Annotated in this window: 17 protein-coding genes; 4 read left to right on the top strand and 13 right to left on the bottom strand. The window is 71.8% G+C overall.

Annotation, left to right across the window (positions count from 1 at the left end; all coding sequences use genetic code 11):
* The first annotated feature begins 244 nt into the window (after positions 1-244).
* Positions 245-886, top strand: a complete 642-nt coding sequence (locus ACZ7L6_RS05370) for a hypothetical protein (RefSeq protein ID WP_471920647.1) — start codon at positions 245-247, stop codon at positions 884-886.
* Positions 887-955: 69 nt separating this feature from the next.
* Here ACZ7L6_RS05370 and ACZ7L6_RS05375 read toward each other — a convergent pair whose 3' ends face one another.
* The 7 genes from ACZ7L6_RS05375 to ACZ7L6_RS05405 form a co-directional block, all read right to left on the bottom strand.
* Positions 956-1,738, bottom strand: coding sequence for an SGNH/GDSL hydrolase family protein (locus ACZ7L6_RS05375; protein WP_471920648.1), 783 nt, complete (start codon positions 1,736-1,738; stop codon positions 956-958).
* Between the two features lie 688 nt (positions 1,739-2,426).
* Positions 2,427-3,440: a hemolysin family protein gene (locus tag ACZ7L6_RS05380; RefSeq protein ID WP_471920649.1), complete on the bottom strand. Its 1,014-nt coding sequence runs from the start codon at positions 3,438-3,440 to the stop codon at positions 2,427-2,429.
* Complete coding sequence (locus tag ACZ7L6_RS05385) at positions 3,437-4,777, bottom strand: hemolysin family protein (RefSeq protein ID WP_471920650.1); 1,341 nt, start codon at positions 4,775-4,777, stop codon at positions 3,437-3,439. Before ACZ7L6_RS05385 ends, ACZ7L6_RS05380 begins: the two co-directional genes overlap by 4 nt.
* Before the next feature lie 144 nt (positions 4,778-4,921).
* Positions 4,922-5,347 carry a GNAT family N-acetyltransferase gene (locus ACZ7L6_RS05390; RefSeq protein WP_471920651.1) on the bottom strand — a complete coding sequence of 142 codons (426 nt, stop codon included), beginning with the start codon at positions 5,345-5,347 and terminating at the stop codon, positions 4,922-4,924.
* Positions 5,348-5,403: 56 nt separating this feature from the next.
* The gene (locus tag ACZ7L6_RS05395) at positions 5,404-6,315 is read right to left on the bottom strand and encodes an LLM class F420-dependent oxidoreductase (RefSeq protein ID WP_471920652.1); all 912 of its coding nucleotides are present in this window, start codon (positions 6,313-6,315) and stop codon (positions 5,404-5,406) included.
* 46 nt (positions 6,316-6,361) lie between these two features.
* Positions 6,362-8,935 (bottom strand): ABC transporter permease, encoded by a 2,574-nt coding sequence (locus ACZ7L6_RS05400; RefSeq protein ID WP_471920653.1) that lies wholly within the window; start codon positions 8,933-8,935, stop codon positions 6,362-6,364.
* Between the two features lie 4 nt (positions 8,936-8,939).
* On the bottom strand, positions 8,940-9,848 hold the full coding sequence (locus ACZ7L6_RS05405) for an ABC transporter ATP-binding protein (protein ID WP_471920654.1): 909 nt from the start codon (positions 9,846-9,848) through the stop codon (positions 8,940-8,942).
* Positions 9,849-10,054: 206 nt separating this feature from the next.
* Here ACZ7L6_RS05405 and ACZ7L6_RS05410 point away from each other — a divergent pair, with 206 nt between their 5' ends.
* Positions 10,055-10,294 (top strand): toxin-antitoxin system HicB family antitoxin, encoded by a 240-nt coding sequence (locus ACZ7L6_RS05410; protein WP_471920655.1) that lies wholly within the window; start codon positions 10,055-10,057, stop codon positions 10,292-10,294.
* A 4-nt stretch (positions 10,295-10,298) separates the two neighbouring features.
* Complete coding sequence (locus tag ACZ7L6_RS05415; protein WP_471920656.1) at positions 10,299-10,673, top strand: fic family toxin-antitoxin system, toxin component; 375 nt, start codon at positions 10,299-10,301, stop codon at positions 10,671-10,673.
* Positions 10,674-10,683: 10 nt separating this feature from the next.
* Here the strand turns inward: ACZ7L6_RS05415 and ACZ7L6_RS05420 are convergent, their stop codons facing one another.
* The gene (locus tag ACZ7L6_RS05420) at positions 10,684-11,370 is read right to left on the bottom strand and encodes a class I SAM-dependent methyltransferase (RefSeq protein WP_471920657.1); all 687 of its coding nucleotides are present in this window, start codon (positions 11,368-11,370) and stop codon (positions 10,684-10,686) included.
* A gap of 97 nt (positions 11,371-11,467) precedes the next feature.
* Entirely contained in the window at positions 11,468-12,154 is a 687-nt protein-coding gene (locus ACZ7L6_RS05425; protein ID WP_471920658.1) for an esterase/lipase family protein, read from the bottom strand.
* Positions 12,155-12,269: 115 nt separating this feature from the next.
* On the opposite strand from ACZ7L6_RS05425, the gene ACZ7L6_RS05430 reads away from it, so the two are divergent.
* Positions 12,270-14,927, top strand: coding sequence for a helix-turn-helix transcriptional regulator (locus ACZ7L6_RS05430; protein WP_471920659.1), 2,658 nt, complete (start codon positions 12,270-12,272; stop codon positions 14,925-14,927).
* Here the strand turns inward: ACZ7L6_RS05430 and ACZ7L6_RS05435 are convergent.
* From ACZ7L6_RS05435 to bioB, 4 genes are read right to left on the bottom strand one after another with little or no spacing between them, the layout of a single operon-like run.
* Positions 14,924-15,439 carry a hypothetical protein gene (locus ACZ7L6_RS05435; protein ID WP_471920660.1) on the bottom strand — a complete coding sequence of 172 codons (516 nt, stop codon included), beginning with the start codon at positions 15,437-15,439 and terminating at the stop codon, positions 14,924-14,926. The two genes, ACZ7L6_RS05430 and ACZ7L6_RS05435, sit on opposite strands and share 4 nt — an antisense overlap.
* 56 nt (positions 15,440-15,495) lie before the next feature.
* A complete protein-coding gene (gene bioD, locus ACZ7L6_RS05440) occupies positions 15,496-16,212 on the bottom strand; it encodes a dethiobiotin synthase (RefSeq protein WP_471920661.1) in 717 nt (238 codons plus the stop codon).
* Between the two features lies 1 nt (position 16,213).
* The gene (locus ACZ7L6_RS05445; protein ID WP_471920662.1) at positions 16,214-17,494 is read right to left on the bottom strand and encodes an adenosylmethionine--8-amino-7-oxononanoate transaminase; all 1,281 of its coding nucleotides are present in this window, start codon (positions 17,492-17,494) and stop codon (positions 16,214-16,216) included.
* Positions 17,495-17,504: 10 nt separating this feature from the next.
* Entirely contained in the window at positions 17,505-18,725 is a 1,221-nt protein-coding gene (gene bioB, locus ACZ7L6_RS05450; protein ID WP_471920663.1) for a biotin synthase BioB, read from the bottom strand.
* Positions 18,726-18,859 lie beyond the last annotated feature (134 nt).

Below are 18,859 nucleotides of genomic sequence, written 5' to 3' on the forward strand. Positions count from 1 at the left end.
ATGAAACGACGCCGGCTTCCCCATTCCGCCTGAGAGAAAGACGACGAGAATGCGACAGGCCCTGACCAAGGGATTGATTGTGGCCGCTGCCGCGACAAGCGCCCTGTCTCTATGCGGCACTTGGGCGTCCGCTGCCCCACGCATGCAGGGGGCCGTGGTGAACTCCGCCGCCGTAATGTCGGGCCGTACGGACCTTTGGGAGCCGGACGGGCTGGACGAGCAGCTGGATGACACATTCGGCAGGATGGATGAAAAATTCGGCGAGATGCGCGAGCGATTCCAAGAGCTGGATGACCGGCTCAACGGAATGAATCCCGGACCCACGTCCGAAAACGTCACCTCCACATTCGGCAGCTCCGGCTACGGCAGCGAGAAGCCGAGCCACCACGGTTACGGCAGTGAGCGGCCGAAGGACGACGGCTACGGCACCGAGAAGCCCAAGGACAACGGCTACGGTTCCGAGAAGCCGAGCCACGACGGTTACGGCTCGGAGAAGCCGAAGGACAACGGCTACGGCTCAGAGGAGTCGGAGGGCTACGGCTACGGCTCCGAGGAGCATGACGACTACGGCTACGGCAAAGAAGAGTCCGATGGCTACGGCTACGGCTCCGAGGAGTCGGACGGCTACGGCTACGGCGACGACTACAGCAACGGCTACGGTCACGAGCGCCCGCACAAGCCGCGGCCCCCGCACAAGCACCGTCCTCCCCACGAGCACCGGCCTCCGCACAAGCACACGCCTCCGCCGGCCAAGCCGCATCACCCCCACATGCCCGAGACCGGCGCCGACCCCGCGACCGTCATCGGTGGCATCGCCGGTAGTGCGGCGCTGCTGGTCGCCGGAACCTTCCTGTACCGGCGAAGCCGGGCCGCGGCCCGTCAGTAGCGCACATCCGTGACAGCGTGACGGCGCCCGGTGCCCCGCAGGCACCGGGCGCCGTCACGCTCAGCGGCGCTACGCCGCAGGGCCCTCGTACGGCAGAAGCTCCGGCCGCTTCGGGGGCAGCCCGTCTCCTGACGACCGTCCCGTCAGCCGCCGCCCGATCCACGGCAGCAGATGCTGCCGGGCGAACCGTACGTCCGTGACTCTGCGCGTGACCCACCCCGGCGGCAACGTGGCCGGCATCGGCGTGCGCCACTCGGTGTCCTCGGGGTCGTAGCCGAGCGCCTGCCACACGGCCTCCGCGACCCGTCGGTGCCCCTCGGCCGTCAGATGCAGCCGGTCCACGTCCCACAGGCGCGGGTCGGAGAGCGACGGAGCCCCGTACAGGTCGACGACGACCGCGCCGTGCCGCTCGGCCAGCGCGTCGACGCAGGCGAACAGTTCCTCCATACGCGGGCGGAACCGCTCCAGGACCGGTCCCTGCCGACCCGGGCTGCGCATCAGCACCAGCTGTTCGCACGCCGGGGCGAGCTTCTCGACGGCCTCCTCCAGGAGTCCGCGCACCCGCCCCATGTCGCACTTGGGCCGCAGTGTGTCGTTGAGCCCGCCGACGAGGGTGATCACGTCGGCGCCCATCGCGGCCGCCACGTCGACCTGTTCCTCGACGATCTGCCCGATCAACTTCCCGCGCACGGCGAGGTTGGCATACCGGAAGCCGGGCGTGCGGGCGGCCATCCGGCCGGCGAGAAGGTCGGCCCAGCCCCGGTAGGAGCCGTCCGGGAGCAGGTCCGACATGCCCTCGGTGAAGGAGTCGCCGACCGCGACCAGGCTGGTGTGAGTGGGGTTCGTCTGCATGGCGACAGAGATGGTATCCCGGGCTCCATACCCATCGGTCGGTAGGCCCGGGCCCCACGCACATCCGGCGGTCGGGCCCACTCCCGGTGAGCCCCGTTCACCGTCCGGATCCGTTGCTCAGGCCGCGGCCGGTGTGCCCATGCCTTGGCCCGCCTCCGGCGGTCAAGAACCGGCTGCCCGCGCGTCCCGGCTTCCGCCGGATCTGGCGTTCGGTCCGGCTGCCTGCGGCCTCCGGCCACCTCCAGCGTGCGACACTCACGCCCGGCTGCCGGTGCGCCCGGCAGCCCCCGCGTATCCGCGGCCCCGCCCCACCACGCGCCCGCAGGCGCTACGCGCACCCCCCGATCAGCGGCACGGGCCGCCGCAGGCATCCCCGGCCAAACCGCCGGAGGCACTTAGCATCGGCCCCATGCCCGCCACCCCCCTCCACACCTGGTGGTCGCAACGTCCCCCCACAGCCGGCGCCGCCGTCATGGCCACCGGCATCCTCTCGGTGACCCCGTTCAGGCCTGGCGCGGATAGCCCTGTCCACCGCCTATACCCAGCGTTCACGCCCTGGCGCTGATGCGCCCCGGCCGCCACCCATATCCGGCGGCCAGGCCCACAGCCCGCGCGCTCCGGCCCCCGCCCGGCCATCAGACCCGCCGCTCGTGCACGACCGTGCACCCCCGGCCACCACCTCTGCCGCTCAAGCCCGCTGTCCGAACAGCTCCCGCAGCACGTCCTCCATGGTCACCAGCCCGGCCAGGCGGCCGTCGCCGCCCAGTACGGCGGCCAGGTGGGTGCTGCTGCCCCGCATTGCCGTGAGGACGTCGTCCAGGGGTGTGGTCTCGCGGACGCGTGCGATGGGGCGCATGTCGCGGACCTGGAACGGCACGTCCCGGGGGGAGGCGTCCAGGGCGTCCTTGACGTGCAGGTAGCCGACGATGCGGCGGCCCGCGTCGACGACCGGGAAGCGGGAGAAGCCCGAATCGGCCGACAGGCCCTCCAGCTCCTCCGGCGTGACGCCCACGCGCGCGTAGACGACGTGTTCCAGGGGGAGGACCACGTCGCGCACCGGGCGGCGGCCCAGTTCCAGGGCGTCGTGCAGCCGCTCCCGCGCGCGCTCGTCGATGAGGCCGGCCTCGCCGGCGTCCCGGACGATCTGCGCCAGCTCGGCGTCCGAGAAGGTCGCCGTGACCTCGTCCTTCGTCTGGACGCGCAGCAGCTTCAGCAACCCGTTCGCGAAGGCGTTGATCGTGAAGATCACCGGCCGCACCGCCCGGGAGAGCGCGACGAGCGGCGGACCGAGCAGCAGCGCGCTGCGCACCGGCTCGGCCAGCGCGATGTTCTTCGGCACCATCTCGCCGAGCAGCATGTGCAGATACGTCGCCAGCACCAGCGCGATGACGAAGGAGATCGCGTGCCCGGCGCTCTCCGGCACGCCCACCGCGTGGAACACCGGCTCCAGCAGGTGCTCGATGGCGGGCTCCGCGACCACACCGAGCACCAGCGTGCACAGCGTGATGCCGAGCTGAGCCGCCGCCATCAGCGCTGACACGTGCTGCAGACCCCACAGCACACTCTTGGCGCGCCGGTCGCCCTGGTCGGCGTACGGCTCGATCTGCGAGCGGCGTACGGAGATCAGCGCGAACTCGGCGCCCACGAAGAAGGCGTTGACGACCAGCGTCAGGAAACCGATGAACAGCTGTACGGCGGTCATCGCCCGTCCTCCTCCTCGCCGGCCGCCGAGTCGTCGAACGGCGCGTGCATCAGCACCCGCGCGGCCCTGCGCCCCGCGGCGTCCACCACGTCGAGCCGCCAGCCGGCGACCTCGACACGGTCACCGACGGCGGGGATGCGGCCGAGCTCGGTCGCGACGAGACCGGCCAGCGTCTCGTACGGCCCCTCGGGCGCCCTCAGGCCGACGCCCGCAAGCTGGTCCACCCGCGTCGATCCGTCGGCCGAGAACAGCGCCCGGCCCTCGTCGTCGCTCCCCGCGGGGGCGAGGTCGGGGGTCTCGTGCGGGTCGTGCTCGTCCCGCACCTCGCCGACGACCTCCTCGACGATGTCCTCCAGCGTGGCCACGCCCGCCGTACCGCCGTACTCGTCGATGACCACGGCCATGGTGCGCTTGCCCGACAGCCGGTCCAGGAGCCGGTCGACGGTGAGCGTCTCGGGCACGAGGAGCGGCTCGCGCATCAGCTCGGCGACGGAGACCCGGGGCCGGCGCTCGGCGGGCACCGCCAGGACGTCCTTGACGTGCGCGGTGCCGACGACCGAGTCGAGGGTGCCGCGGTAGACGGGGAACCGGGAGAGCCCGGTGGCCCGCGTCGCGTTCGCCACGTCCTCGCAGGTCGCCTGGGCCTCCAGGGCGATGACCTGGACACGCGGTGTCATGACGTTCTCCGCGGTCAGATCGGCCAGGTTCAGGGTCCGCACGAAGAGCTCGGCGGTGTCCGCCGCCAGGGCGCCCTCCCGGGCGGAGTGCCGGGCCAGGGCGGCCAGTTCCTGGGGTCCGCGCGCGGCCGCCAGCTCCTCGGTGGGTTCTATGCCGAAGCGGCGCACCACGCGGTTCGCCGTGTTGTTGAGGTGGGTGATGAAGGGGCGGAAGACCGCGCTGAACCAGCGCTGCCCGTTCCCGACCGTCTTGGCAACGGCCAGCGGCGAGGAGATCGCCCAGTTCTTGGGCACGAGCTCGCCGACGACCATCAGCACGACGGTCGACAGCGCCGTACCGATCACCAGCGCGATCGAGCTCGCCGTGGAGCGGGAGATGCCGATCGACTCCAGCGGGCCCGCTAGCAGCGCGGCGATCGACGGCTCGGCGAGCATGCCGACGACCAGGTTGGTGACCGTGATGCCGAGCTGCGCGCCGGACAGCTGGAACGTCAGATTCCGTACGGCCTTGAGGGCGCCGGAAGCGCCCCGCTCGCCGCGCTCCACCGCGCGTTCCAGCTCGCCGCGCTCGACCGTGGTCAGCGAGAACTCGGCCGCGACGAAGGCACCACAGGCGAGCGACAGCAGGATCGCCACCAGAAGGAGGAGCACTTCGGTCATCGGGTCACCTCCGTCCCATGGTGGGACAGCGTGGGGAGGATCGCGCGATGTCGGGTACTGGGAGGCTCGCCCATGGGCGGACGCTCACACCTTTCATTGGAGGACCGAAGTGGTCCCCCAATAGTAAAGGATGGGCAAAGTGTCTTAGCCGGTGAGGTGCTTCACCCACCGACGCCAGTGTTCCTCGGGCGAGTACCCGGCCGCGCGCCAGGCATGATGCGCGGTCTCGTTGCGCGTCAGCACCATCGCGTCACCTCGGCGCCCGCCGAGCCGTACGAATCGCTCCTCAGCGGCGGCCAGCAGCGCCGAGCCGACGCCCCGGCGGCGACGCTCCGGGTGCACCGCCAGCCGGTACAGATGGCAGCGCCAGCCGTCGAAGCCCGCGATCACGGTGCCGACCAGCTCGCCGTCCAGCTCGGCCAGGATCAGCGCCTCGGGGTCGCGGTCGACCAGCCGCTCCACGCCGTCCCGGTCGTCGCTGATGCTCGTGCCCTCGGCGGCGGTCTTCCAGAAGGCCAGCACGGTGTCGAGGTCGTCGGGCGTCGCGGCCCGTATCCGCAGATCAGTCATGCCGTGATCACAGCACGGCGGGCGAAACCGGAGGTGCAATTCCACTATCCGGACGGCTACTTGGCGCGCAGCCGCGCCATCACCGGAGCGAACGCCTCCATACTCGGTTCGAGCACGGTCAGATAGGTGAACCCGTACCGCTCGCGCTGCGCCAGTACCTGGGCGGTCATCTCCGCCACGGTGCCGACCAGCCCGATGGGGAGCTCCAGGACCTGGTCCACCGTGAGGTACGGGACGCGTTCCATGAAGGGCTGGACGGCCGCCTCGCGGTCGTCGGTCTCGATCACGAACTGGATGAGCAGGTTCAGCTCCGCCGACTCCTTGCGGTCCGCCAGTTCCCGGTACAGCGCGACACGCTCTTCGAGCTCACTGGCGAGCATGACCTCCAGCTGACCGGTCGAGCTGCCCCGCACCGACCGTGCACCGGTGAAGGCCGCGATGTCGGCGTGCTCGGCGGTCAGGCGCAGCACGCGGTCGCCGTTGCCGCCGACGAGCAAGGGCACCCGGGGCCGCTGCACCGGCTGCGGCTGGTGTTTTTCGGAGCCGAGCAACCGGTACGACTCCTCGATCGTGCGCCGCAGATGGTCGACCCGCTCGCGAGGGGAGACCCACGGCAGACCTGCCGTGTCGTGCTCCGCCTTCACATAGCCGGTGCCGAGCCCGAGTTCCAGTCGCCCGCCCGCGAGGGCGTCGGTCGTCGCCACCTCCCGGGCGAGCAGGGCGGGGTTCCAGAAGCCCGCGTTAAGCACGAACGTGCCCAGCCGTGGCCGCTCGGTCGCCTCCGCCGCCGCGACCAGGGCCGGGAACGGCGCCGGCATGCCCAGATGATCGGGGACCAGGATCACGTCGTAGCCGAGCTCCTCGGCCCGGCGGCACTTGGCCCGCCACTCCTCGGCAGGAGCGGCTGTCATCAGGTTGACGCCGAAGCGGAACGGACGCGGGCTCGCCGGCTGCGACGGTTGCGACATGAACTCTCCTCGCCTGCAAGGGACTTGAGTACCTGCCGCGATTCCATCACTCGTGCGCGATGGCCGCCAGCACATTCATGCGCGATGCACGCAACGCGGGCAGCAGCGCCGCCACCACGCCCACGACCGCCGAGCCGATCACCACCGCGATGATCGTGCCCCAGGGGATCGCCAGCGCCGTCATGCCCTGCAACGCCAGCACCTGCTGGGTGCACACACCCCACACCAGCCCCAGCGCGAGCCCGAGGATCGCGCCGAACACGGCGATCACCACCGACTCCAGCCGGATCATGCGCCGAAGCTGCCGCCGGGCGAGCCCGATGGCCCTGAGCAGCCCGATCTCCCGGGTGCGCTCGACGACCGACAGGGCGAGGGTGTTGACCACGCCGAGCACCGCGATGATGATCGCGAGCCCGAGCAGGGCGTACACGAGGTAGAGCAGCACGGCGATCTGGTCGTGCACGAGCTCCTTGTAGTCGGCGATGTCCCGGACCTGGACCTGCGGATACGGATCCAGGGTCTTCTCCAGGTTGCCGCGCAGCTCGTCGTCGCTCGTGCCGGAGCCGCCGTTGACGTACACGGCCGCGTCCTGCCCGCCCGGCGCGTACCTCTCGAGCGTGGCCAGCGAGAAGTAGATCCCGCCCTGGGTGCCGAACCCCTCGGCGGACTCCTGGTCGGTGAGGGCGCCCACGGTCAGCTCGGCTCGATGCTCGCCCTGGAACTCGACGGGGAGCGTGTCGCCGACACGTACGCCGTGGTCCTCGGCGAAGTCCTTGTCCATGGCGAAGTGCCCGGCCGCCAGCGCGGCCGCGGTGTCCCCCTGCGCGTACGTGATGTTGGCGACCTCGTCGAGCTGAGGTTCGTAGCCCGCCGCCGTCGTCTTCACGCGGTCGCCGTCCGGGAGGCCGACGCGGATCGTCGCGAGCTGCTGGCGTACGACCAGCCCCACGCCCTCGGTGTCGCGGATCTTCTCGGTGACCTCGCGCGGGAACGGGACGAAGTTGCCGTTCTGCACCACGAAGTCGGCGCCCAGCGTCTTGTCGATCTGCTCGTCGAACGACTTGGTCATCGAGGCGCTCGCCACCGACATCCCGCCGACCAGCGCGAGACCCACCATCAGGGCGGCGGCCGTGGCTCCGGTGCGGCGTGGATTGCGCAGGGCGTTGCGCTGGCTCATCCGGCCGATCGAGCCGAACAGCGCGGGAAAGGCCCCGCCCAGGACCCGGATCACCGGGCGTACGAGCAACGGTCCCGCGATCACGGTCGCGATCAGTGTCAGGACGACGCCCAGACCGAGCAGGGACGCCGCCGACGACGTCTTCGACGACACGGCACAGCCCGCAAGCGCCGCCGCACCGGCCGCCCCGACCACCGAGCCCACCACCGCGCGCAGCCGCAGCGGCCGCCCGATGTCGGCGATCTCGGCGTCCGCGAGGGCCGCCATCGGCGAGACGCCCGCCGCCCGCCGGGCCGGGAGGTAGGCCGCCACGAAGGTGACGCCGAGGCCGACGACGTACGCGGTCACCGGCGTCCCCCAGCCGATGACCATCTCGGTCGCCCTGATGTTCATGCCCATCAGACCCATCAGCCGGATGAGTCCGACGGCCAGCCCGATCCCGGCCGCGAGGCCCAGCGTCGAGCCGACCAGCCCGAGCAGCAGCGCCTCGGTGAGCACCGAGCGCCGCACCTGGCGCCGGTCCGCGCCGAGCGCCCGCAGCAGGCCCAGCTCGCGGGTGCGCTGGGCGATCAGCATCGCGAAGGTGTTGACGATCAGGAACACGCCGACGAGTACGGCGACCCCGGCGAAGCCGAGCATGACGTACTTGATGATGTCGAGGAACCCGCCCAGCTGCTCGACGTCCGACTCGGCCTGCTCGTCGGCGGTGCGCAGCTCGTAGGTGCCGGCGTCGCCGCCGAGCGCGTCGGCCACGCGCCGCTTGAGCTCGGCGTCGCTGACGCCGTCGGCCGCGTCGACCGAGATGCTGGTGGCGGCCTCCGGGTCGCCGAGGAGCTTCGTCTGCGCGGCCGCCGGGTCGAAGAAGACCAGTGCGGCACCGGGGTTGGTGGTGGTGAAGGTGACGATGCCGACGACCTCGACCGGGAAGGAGCCCTCCTGCCCGATGACCGTGAGGTGGTCGCCGATCCGTACGTCCTTGCCGTCGGCGGTGTCCGCGTCGATCAGCACCTGCGCGTCACCCTTCGGGGCGTGCCCGGAGGTGAGCTCCACGGGGCTGCGCTCGGTCGGGTTCCAGGCGGTGCCGATCGTGGGGGCGCCGGTGGTCGGGCCCACCGACTCGCGCTCCTTGTCGGCGACGGTGATGCCGTCCACGTCCACTTCCGCGCGGGCCGCCGCGACGCCGTTCACCTGGGCCAGGCGGTCGGCGAGCGAGGCCGGCAGGGTCAGGGTCTGGCCCGAGGGGACCGTCTCGTCGAGGGTCTCCCTCGGGGTGACGGTGACATCGGCGGCGGTCGAGGCGAAGAGCCGGTCGAAGGTGCGGCTGACGGTGTCCGAGAAGATCAGGCTGCCCGCGACGAACGCCACGGAGAGGATCACCGCCAGGGCGGAGAGCAGCAGCCGCCCCTTGTGGGCGAGGAAACTGCGGAGCGTCGCCTTCAGCACGAGGTCAGCTCTCCTCGGGCGACGCGTCGGACGCGGACGACTCGGATGACTCGGGCGACACGGGCGACACGGGCGATGTCGTCGAGGGACCGTCGGCCGGTATCGCCCCCGGCGCCGGGCCGCCCTCGTCGAACTGGCTGCGGATCACGTCGAACCGCTTCATGCGTTCCAGTACGGCCTCTGCCGTAGGCCGCTCCATCTCGTCGACGATCCGCCCGTCGCCCAGGAAGAGCACGAGGTCGGAGTGGGCGGCGGCGCCCGGGTCGTGGGTGACCATGACGACCGTCTGCCCCAGCTGGTCGACGGCCTCCCGCAGGAAGCCCAGCACTTCGAGGCCGGCCCGTGAGTCGAGGTTGCCCGTCGGTTCGTCCGCGAAGATCAGCTCCGGCCGGGAGGCCAGCGCGCGGGCACAGGCGACGCGCTGCTGCTGACCGCCGGAGAGCTGGGAGGGCCGGTGCTTGAGGCGGTCCCGCAGGCCCAGGGTGTCGATGACCTGGTCCAGCCACTTCTCGTCGGGCTTCTTGCCCGCGATGTCCATGGGCAGGGTGATGTTCTCGGCCGCGTTCAGCGTCGGGATGAGGTTGAAGGACTGGAACATGAACCCGATGCGATCCCGCCGGAGCCGGGTCAGCTCCCGCTCCTTCAGCCCGGTGATCTCGGTGTCACCGAGCCACACCTGCCCCGCCGACACGTTGTCGAGGCCCGCCAGGCAGTGCATCAGGGTGGACTTCCCGGAGCCCGACGGCCCCATGACCGCCGTGAAGCGGCCGCGCGCGATGTCCACGTCCACCGAGTCCAGGGCGAGCACGGTCGTCTCGCCCGAGCCGTACGCCTTGGTCAGACCGCGGGCGCGGGCCGCGATCCCGTCGGCCGACGCGGGGCCCGGGGCGTACTGCGCAGCTGCTGTGGACAAGACCGCCTCCTCACGGAACGGACATCACGGACTCCCTCCCCGCCGAGCGTAATGTGATCCACCGCACACCCGGAATCCTCCCGAGGTCCCGGTCGGTCTCCGCCCCAGGTCGGGCCCCTGATATCGATGTAAGGGGCACCCTCCGTCCCTACGGCGCCCCCGGGGAGCCCTTGCGGGTGCTAGCGCCGCGGCGCTAGCTTCGAGGTATGGCGAAGACCCAGTTGAACGTGAGAGTGGACGAGGGCACCGCCCGCGCGGCCCGCGAACGCGCCCAGGCGCGAGGCATGAGCGTCAACCGCTACATCGAGGAGCTGGTCCGGCAGGACACCGGCGAGGCCGGGCATACGTTCGTGGAAGCCGCCGCCGATTTCATGAAGCAGTACGAGTCGGTGTTCGCCGAGGAGTTCGGCGCCGACCGTGAAGGCGCGCGCGAAGGTCGCCACTGATCCCTTGAGCAATCTGAACATCGACCTTGCCTGGCTGCTGATGCTCGCCGAGAAGAGGACGCCGGGGGACCCCCAGGTCACCGACTGGGGAGCCCTCGTCGCCGCCGTGGCACGCCATCAGGCCGAGATCTTCGACGTCCCCGTCTACGACAGCCCGCACACCCGAGCCGCCGCCCTCCTCCAACTGCTCGTCCATGTCCCCGCGTTGGAGCGCTCCAACGCCCTCTTCGCCTCCGCCGTGGCCTACGCCTACCTCGTCGCCAGCGGCCTCAAGGTCGTCACCTCGCCCGAGCAGGTGCGCGACCTGGCCCGCCTGGTGAAGAGCGGTGAGGCCTCGGTGCACGACATCGCGCGGGAACTGCAGCAGTGGAGCCTGTGAGGTCCGGTGGCTACTCGCCGATCTGCGGCCGCCAGGCCGTCCCCAGCACGCAGTACGAGGAGGGGAGCACCGGCCCCCGCTCCGGCATCATCACCCGCCGGCAGGGGCCGAGCTCGAACCCGGCCGTGCGCAGCGCGGCGACCGGCTCGCGGGAGAGATGACAGCCGCCGCTCACCAGCGGCCACACCGTCCGGTCCAGCGCGCGCTGCGTGAAGTTCATCGCGGGCCCGCCGCCCAGGCCGTGCTCGAAGAACCGCACGACCCCGCCGGGCCGCAGCACCCGCCGTACCTCACCGAGCGCCCGCGGCACGTCCCGCACACTGCACAGCACCAGCGAGAGCACGACCGCGTCGAAGGCCTCGCTCTTGACCGGCAGCGCCTCCGCCGCGCCCGGCACCACATCCACCGGCACCTCGGCCCGCAGCGCGGACTCCACCGCCAACTTCCGCAGCAGGCGCTCCGGTTCGATGGCCACGACCTCCGAGACCGCACTCGGATAGTGGGCGAAGTTCAGACCGTTACCGGCGCCGATCTCGATCACCCGGCCGGACAGCCCGGCCAGCAGCCGGTCGCGGACACCGCCCATACCCATCCGCGTCTCCGCGTTGACGCTGATCCGGGCATAGCAACGGGCGAACAGCGGGTGGTGCACGGCATCCCGCGACACCTTGCCGGAGCCGGCGGACCGTAGGGCCATGGGGACCTCCCGGGACAGACGGGCGTACCCCGATTCTCCCCCGCACGGGCCCGCCGCACCCTCCCGCTGTCGCCCTTGCTCTCGCTCGGCCGATCGCTCAGCCGATGAAGTCCCGCACCTGCTCGTAGACGCCGTGATCGTTGTTCATGTCGGTGTGCGAGATGCAGCCGACCTCGACGTTCGTCGCGCCGCTGAGGATCGCGGTGGTGTCGGGGGTCAGCGCGTCGTCGCAGTTCGACCAGTAGCTGGCGTACGACACGCTGCCCGGGGTCTCGTCGCCGGAGTTCAGGGCGGTCAGGAACGAACTGCCCGTGTTCATCTCCGCGCACGAGGTGTACAGCCACGCGCACCACGAGGCGGTGCTCGTGCCGTGGTTCGTGCCGGCGGTCGAGACGAAGTCGTCGACGTACGACGTCCCGCCGAGGTTCTTCAGGTAGTAGCGGGAGCTGAGCGCGCCCATGGAGTGGACGACCAGGTCGACCTTGGAGGCGCCGGTGCGGGAGAGCACGTTTCTGATCTCGGTCTGGAGCTGCCGGGCGGTGGTGGCGTTGGACTGGGCCCAGTCGTAGGACCAGGCGTCGAGCTCGGCGGAGGTGTAGCCGTCGGCCTTGAAGTAGCCGGCCCAGTCGTCCCAGCTGCTCGCCGAGCTGCTCAGGCCGTGCACGAAGACGACGGGGTCGTGGGCCGCGGCGTGCGCGGGTGTGGGGGAGAGGGACAGTGACAGAAGGAGCGATGAGGCCAGGGCCGTCAGGGCCGTGGCGATGCGACGCTTGTGGCGCTGCATGATGCCTCCTGAAACGTGTGGGGTTGTCAGGAGTGTCGAGCCCGGTCTACGCGCGCCGCATCGGCGAAATCGCCGGTCTTTACGGTTCAATTAACTCGCCAGTAACGTCACTTGTGTGGTGACTCCGGTGAACCCCCCGCCTCTTGGCCGCACTTCGCCACGGCAACCCACGGACACGTGGCGACAGGCGGCCGCCGCCCTTCCCGAAGGCGTCCGCGTACGGGTGCTGCGTGCCGTGTACGGCGATCCGCGCGCCGCCGCCGAACTGGTCCCGCGCCTGACCGACCGCCAGGCGGCCGGCATCGATCCGCTCCCCACGGAGCCGGCCGAACTGGCCCCGTCCCTGCTGCGCGAACGCCGGGCGGAGATACGGCAGTTGCCGGACGACACACGCCTGCTCCTGCTCCTCGCCGCCGCCGACCAGTACCCCGTCCCCACCGACGCCTTCCTGCGCGCCCTCATGGCCGCCCGCCTCGACACACGGTGCTTGGACGCCGCCGAGACGGCCGGGATCGCGCACGCGGGAGCGGGCGGGGTGGTGTTCCACGACGCGTGGACGCGGATCGCGGCCTACGAGACGGGATCCCCGGCCGACCGCCGCGACGTCCACCGACTGCTGGCCCGCGTGCTGCGCGACAAGGGCGAGACACCGTGGCGCTCATGGCACCGGGGTGCGGCGGCGCTCGGCCCCAGCGGGCGACTGGCGGCGGAACTCGGCGCCGCCGCGAGCCGGGCGGGGGACGCGGGCCGGCTCGCCTTGGCACGGGCGCTGGCGGAGCGGGCCGCCGCACTGTGCCCCGACCCGTCCGAGCGAGCGCGCCTGGTGGTCCGGGCCGCCGGGTACGCCTGGCGCTCCGGAGACGGGGACCGGGCGCGCAGGCTGGCGGCCGCCGTCGCGGACGACGCGCTGACCGGGGTAATCGCCCTGCGGTCGGGGAACGCGTCGGAGGCGTTCGACGCGTTGCTGACGGCGGTGGTACAGGCGGGGGCGGACCCGGGGGAGGACGGCGGAGCGGCGTCCTGCGCGCCGACGGCTCCGGACACCGGTGGCGCAGAGGTCGGAGGCTCGGCCGTCACCGAGTTGCGGTCGGTGGACGCTGTCGTGGGCGGGGGTTGTCGGCCGACGGTCGCCGAGGGGGGCGGCGGCCGAGGGGCGAGAGCCGCTGCCTGGGACGTGGGCGGCTCGTCGCCGAGGGAAGCCGCCGACAGCAGGGCCTCCCAGCCCGCGGGCCGCATCGGGTCCAGTACCGCACCTGCGCTCGGCGGTGGCGATGCGCTGCGCGCCGGAGTGCCTCCCGCCGAAGCAGTTCCCGTACCGCCGGCCGCCGACGCGGCCCGCGCTCCCGCCGCGTCCGGCACCGTCGCCACTTCCGCCCCCGCGGATTCAGCCGCCGTAGCCACCCCTGCCCCGGCCCGCGCCCTTGCGGCGTCAGCCGCCGTAGCCACCCCCACCCCCGCCGTCCACCTCCTCGCCCGTGCCACCGAAGCCGCCATCTACACGGGAGACGTACGCCGCCTGCGTGAGGCCGCCCGGGTCGCCGGTCGGCTCGGTGTCGTGCCGCCCGGCACCCTGACGGGTCTCGTGGCCGCGTTCGACGGACGGTACGCGGACGCCCGTGACCAGCTGAAGGCGGCGGCCGGGCGGTGTGGGCCGGGTGGTGATCCCACCGTCCTCATCCATGCCGGGATCGCCGCCCTGCTCCTCGGTGACCACACCCGCGCGGCCACGGCGACCGTCCGCGCGGCCGCCTCCGCCCGGGCGCGGGGCACGCCGGTGACCGTGGCGCAGGCGATGGAGTTCCGGGCGTACGCCGACTTCTGGACGGGACGTCCGAGAGCCGGTGAGGCCGCCGCGACCGACGCGCTGTGGCAGGCCCACGCCACCGGTCAGGACAACGGCGCCTGCCATCTCCAGGCCGCCCTCGCCATGTTCGCGGCACTCACCGCAGACATCGACGTCTGCCGTGAACGCGCCGCGACCGCACGGTCGTACGCCCTCGCTCACGGCCTGGGCCTGCCCGCCGCCCTCGCCCAGTGGGCGCTCGCCTTCCTCGACCTGAGCAGTGGCCGATACGCCGCCGCGGCCACCCGGCTGCGTGCCCTCGCCGCATTCGGCCCCGGACACGGCCACCGGGCCATCCGCCACCTGGCCACCCCGCACTACGTCGAGGCCGCCGTCCGCACCGGCGACACCCGGGTAGCCCGCGTCGCGCACGCCGACTACCACCACTGGGCGAGCACCGTGCGCAGCCCCGACGACCTGGCCCTCAGCGCCCGCTGCCGCGCCCTGCTCGCGCCCGGCGAGGAAGCGATCGACCACTACCGCACCGCCCTCGACCTGCACTCCCACGGCACCCGCGACTTCGAACGCGCGCGCACGGAGCTGCTGTTCGGCAGCGCCCTGCGCCGACTGCGCCGCCGCACCGAGGCACGCGACCGCCTGCACAGCGCCCTGGAGGCGTTCGACTCCTTCGGCGCCCCGCACTGCGCGGCCCAGGCCCGCACCGAACTCCGGGCTCTGGGCACCCCGGCCACCCCGGCGCGGAGCGGCGCCGACACCCCCGTCTCCCGCCTCACGGCCCAGCAGCTCCTGGTCGCCCGCATGGCCGCCGAGGGCGCCACCAACCGCGAGATCGCCGCCCGCCTGGCCCTCAGCCCGCGCACGATCGACCACCACCTGCGGGGCGTCTTCACCCGCCTGGGCATCCGCTCCCGCGTCGAACTGGTGCGGCTCGTCGCCCAGAGCGACGCGAGTGAGGCCGTTCAGGCCTAGGAGAAGGCACGGGCGAACCCGGCGAGGTTCTGCGGGCAGGCCCAGATCTCGCGCGTCATCCGGCGTTCGAACCAGTTGTCCGACTCCTCGTCGGGCCAGAGCTCGTCCTCGGCCACGGCCGCTTCACCGGCGGTCTCCCGCTCCGGGTGGGCCAGCATCTCCAGGACGTACCGAAAGTTGTCCAGCCCGTCATCGTCCTGGAGGTCGTCACAGGGATGCTCGTCATGGGTACAGGGCCTCTGCCCGAGAGCCTGCTCGACGGCGCCCATCGCCTTCAGCACATGGGCCTCGGCCTCTGCGTCCGGGTAGGCGTAGATCACGTACGGGCCTATGAGCACCAGCCCGAGGGTCCACAGCGCCGTGTCCGGACCGTCTGCCGCCACGCTCGCCCGGAGGTTCCTCGCGCACTCCAGCACTTTCGTCGGCGCATCGCCCAGGTAGTAGCCGTGCCGGATCTCGTCCCACTCGCCGATCAGGACGTCCCACTCGGCGACCGCATCTGCATTGACCATGATCAGAGCATGGCACGAGGGTCTGACACCCGGGGAGCGTCACCCGCAGCCACGCCTCACGGCGCCACCCGCCCCCGGAACCCCTCCGCGTCCCACGTCCCGAACAGCCGCGGCGCCAGCCAACCCGGGGCCGCCGAGCGGAAGTCGGCCGACGACAGCAACCCCGCACCCGCCGGCACCGCACCCAGCAGCGGCGCCCCCGCCACCTCCGGCAGATCCGCGACATTGCAACGCGACGCCAGATCCGGTGCCTCGGGCCAGCTGCCGATGACCACACCCAGCAAGTCCAGCCGCCGACCCCGCAGTTCGCGTGCCGTCAGTTCCGTCGTGTTCAGCGTGCCCAGACCCGCCGACGCCACCACCAGAACCGGCGCCGCCATCAGCTCGGCCGCGTCCGCCAGCGTGCCGCCCGCCTCGTCGAAGCGGACGAGCAGCCCGCCCGCCCCCTCGACCAGCACCAGGTCGTGCTCGGCAGCCAACTTGGCGGCGGCGTCGGCGATCTCATGCGGGTGGACCGGCGCACGGCCGGCCCGCCGTGCGGCGGTCGCCGGGGCCAACGGGTCGGGGTAGCGGGCGAGTTCGCCGGTCGTTATGGTGCCGGCGAGTCGCGCGACCTCGTCGGCGTCCCCGCGCTCGTCCGGCCGTACACCGGTCTGCGCGGCCTTGAGCACCGCCACCGACCGGCCCGTCGCCACAGCCGCCGCGGCGACTGCGGCGGTCGTGACCGTCTTGCCGACCTCCGTGCCCGTGCCCGTGATCACCAGTACCGGCATGTCAGCCCTCCCGTGCCGCCGCGCACACCGCGCGGGCGATCCGTGCCACGTCCGCGTCGCCCGTGACGTAGGGCGGCATCGTGTAGATCAGGTCGCGGAACGGCCGCACCCACACGCCCTCGCGCACGGCGGCAGCGGTCGCCGCCTTCATGTCCACTGCGTGGTCCAGCTGGACGACCCCGATGGCGCCGAGGACTCGGACATCCTTCACGCCCGGAATGTCCTTCGCGTGGCCCAGGCCTTCCCGCAGCCCCGCCTCGATCCGCTTGACCTCGGCCAACCAGTCCTGGCCGAGCAGCAGCTCGATCGAGGCGCAGGCGACCGCGGCGGCCAGCGGATTGCCCATGAAGGTCGGGCCGTGAGCCAGCACCGGCACCTCGCCCCGCGAGATGCCGTCGGCCACGCGGGACGTGCACAGCGTCGCGGCCATCGTCATGTAGCCGCCGGTCAGCGCCTTGCCCACGCACATGACGTCCGGTGTCACCGCTGCGTGATCCGCCGCGAACAGCGCGCCCGTGCGCCCGAACCCGGTCGCGATCTCGTCGAACACCAGCAGCACGTCGTGCGCGTCGCACGCCTCCCGCAGCACCCGCAGATACGCGGGGGAGTGGAACCGCATCCCGCCCGCGCCCTGCACGACCGGCTCGACGATCACGGCGGCCAGTTCATCGGCGTGCCGTGCGATCAGCGAGCGCAGATGGTCGGCGTACGACTCCTCGTACTCCGCCGGCGGCGGGTCCGCGAACACCTGGCGCTGGAGCACCCCGGTCCACAGCTCGTGCATCCCGCCCTCGGGGTCGCACACCGACATCGGCTGCCAGGTGTCGCCGTGGTAGCCGCCGCGCCAGGTCAGCAGCCGCTGCTTGCCGGGGCGGCCCAGCGAACGCCAGTACTGCAGGCACATCTTGACCGCGACCTCGACCGACACCGACCCGGAGTCGGCGAGGAAGACATGCTCCAGGCCGTCGGGCGACATGTCGACAAGGAGCTTCGCCAGGCGTACGGCGGGCTCGTGGGTGAGCCCGCCGAACATCACATGGCTCATCCGCGACAGCTGCTCGCGCGCGGCCTCGTTGAGCACCGGGTTGTTGTAGCCGTGGATGGCCGACCACCAGGACGACATGCCGTCGACCAGCTCGCCGGAGCCGTCGGCCAGTTTCAGCCGCACCCCGTTCGCCGACTCCACGACGAGCGGCTCGATACGGCCGGGCATGGGGCCGTACGGATGCCAGACGTGCCGCCGGTCGAGCTCCAGCAGCTCGGGCACGCTCAGGTCGGGCATTTGGTGCAGGTCAGGCATTGGGTGCGAGGTCCGTTCCGGCGCCCCGGCGGCGTACGGCGACCAGGTCGGTGCGCGGCTCGCCGACCGGCGCGGCAGCGGCCGTACCGCACACACCGCCACCCTCGTGCGACCCGCAGCCCGCGCTCTCGTGCGACCCGCACCCGGCGCTCTCATGGGACCCGCAGCCCGCGCTCTCGTGCGAGCCGCACCCGCCCCCGGCCGCCGCAGCCCGGTGCTCCGGCAGCGTCACCTGGTCGGCGCCCTCCACCTCGAACCCGGCGTCCGCGATCATCTCCAGGTCGGCCTTGCCGGCCTGGCCCTCGCTGGTGAGGTAGTCGCCGAGGAAGATCGAGTTGGCCAGGTGCAGGGCGAGGGGCTGCATCGTGCGCAGATGCACCTCGCGGCCGCCCGCGATGCGCACCTCGACGTCCGGGCACACGAACCGGACCATCGCCAGGATCCGCAGGCAGCGCTGCGGGGTGAGGTTCCACTCCTTGGCGAGCGGGGTGCCCTCGAACGGGATCAGGAAGTTGACCGGCACCGAGTCCGGGTCCAGCTCGCGCAGCGAGTAGACGACGTCGACCAGGTCCTCGTCGCTCTCGCCCATGCCCGCGATGAGGCCGGAGCAGGCGGACAGGCCGGCCGAGTGCGCCTTCTGCACGGTGTCGACCCGGTCGGCGTACGTGTGCGTGGTCGTGATGTCCCCGTACGTGGACTCCGAGGTGTTGAGGTTGTGGTTGTACGCGTCCGCGCCCGCCTCGCGCAGCCGCTCCGCCTGGCCGTCGGAGAGAAGGCCGAGGCAGGCGCAGACCTCGACGCCCTCGTTCTGGTCCTTGATCGTCTTGATGGTCTCGGAGACCCGGTCCACGTCACGGTCCGTCGGGCCGCGCCCGGACGCCACCAGACACACCCGCTTGGCGCCACCCGCCAATCCGGCGGCCGCGGCCTGGGAGGCCTCGTCCGGCTTGAGCCAGGTGTACTTCAGGATGCCGGCGGTGGAGCCGAGCCGCTGGGAACAGTAGGAACAGTCCTCCGGGCACAGGCCCGACTTGAGGTTGACGAGGTAGTTGAGTTTCACCCGTCGGCCGAACCAGTGACGGCGCACCTTTCCGGCCGCGGCCACCACATCGAGCAGGTCGTCGTCGGAAGTGGCGAGGACGGCCAGCGCCTCCTCGCGGGTCGGCAGCTCGCGCCGAAGCCCCTTGTCCACCAGCGTGTTCAGCAGGTCCATGGGAGCAGATCCTGTCCTACGGACCCACCTCGGGCCAAGGAGAGTTCGTACAACAGAGGCGTTTCGACGTGTGGGTATTGCCACATCCTGGGCTGCGGGTCTTGCGACTAGTGTCTGTTCACTGCCTACAAAAG

Source organism: Streptomyces sp. NPDC107522, from assembly GCF_055657525.1.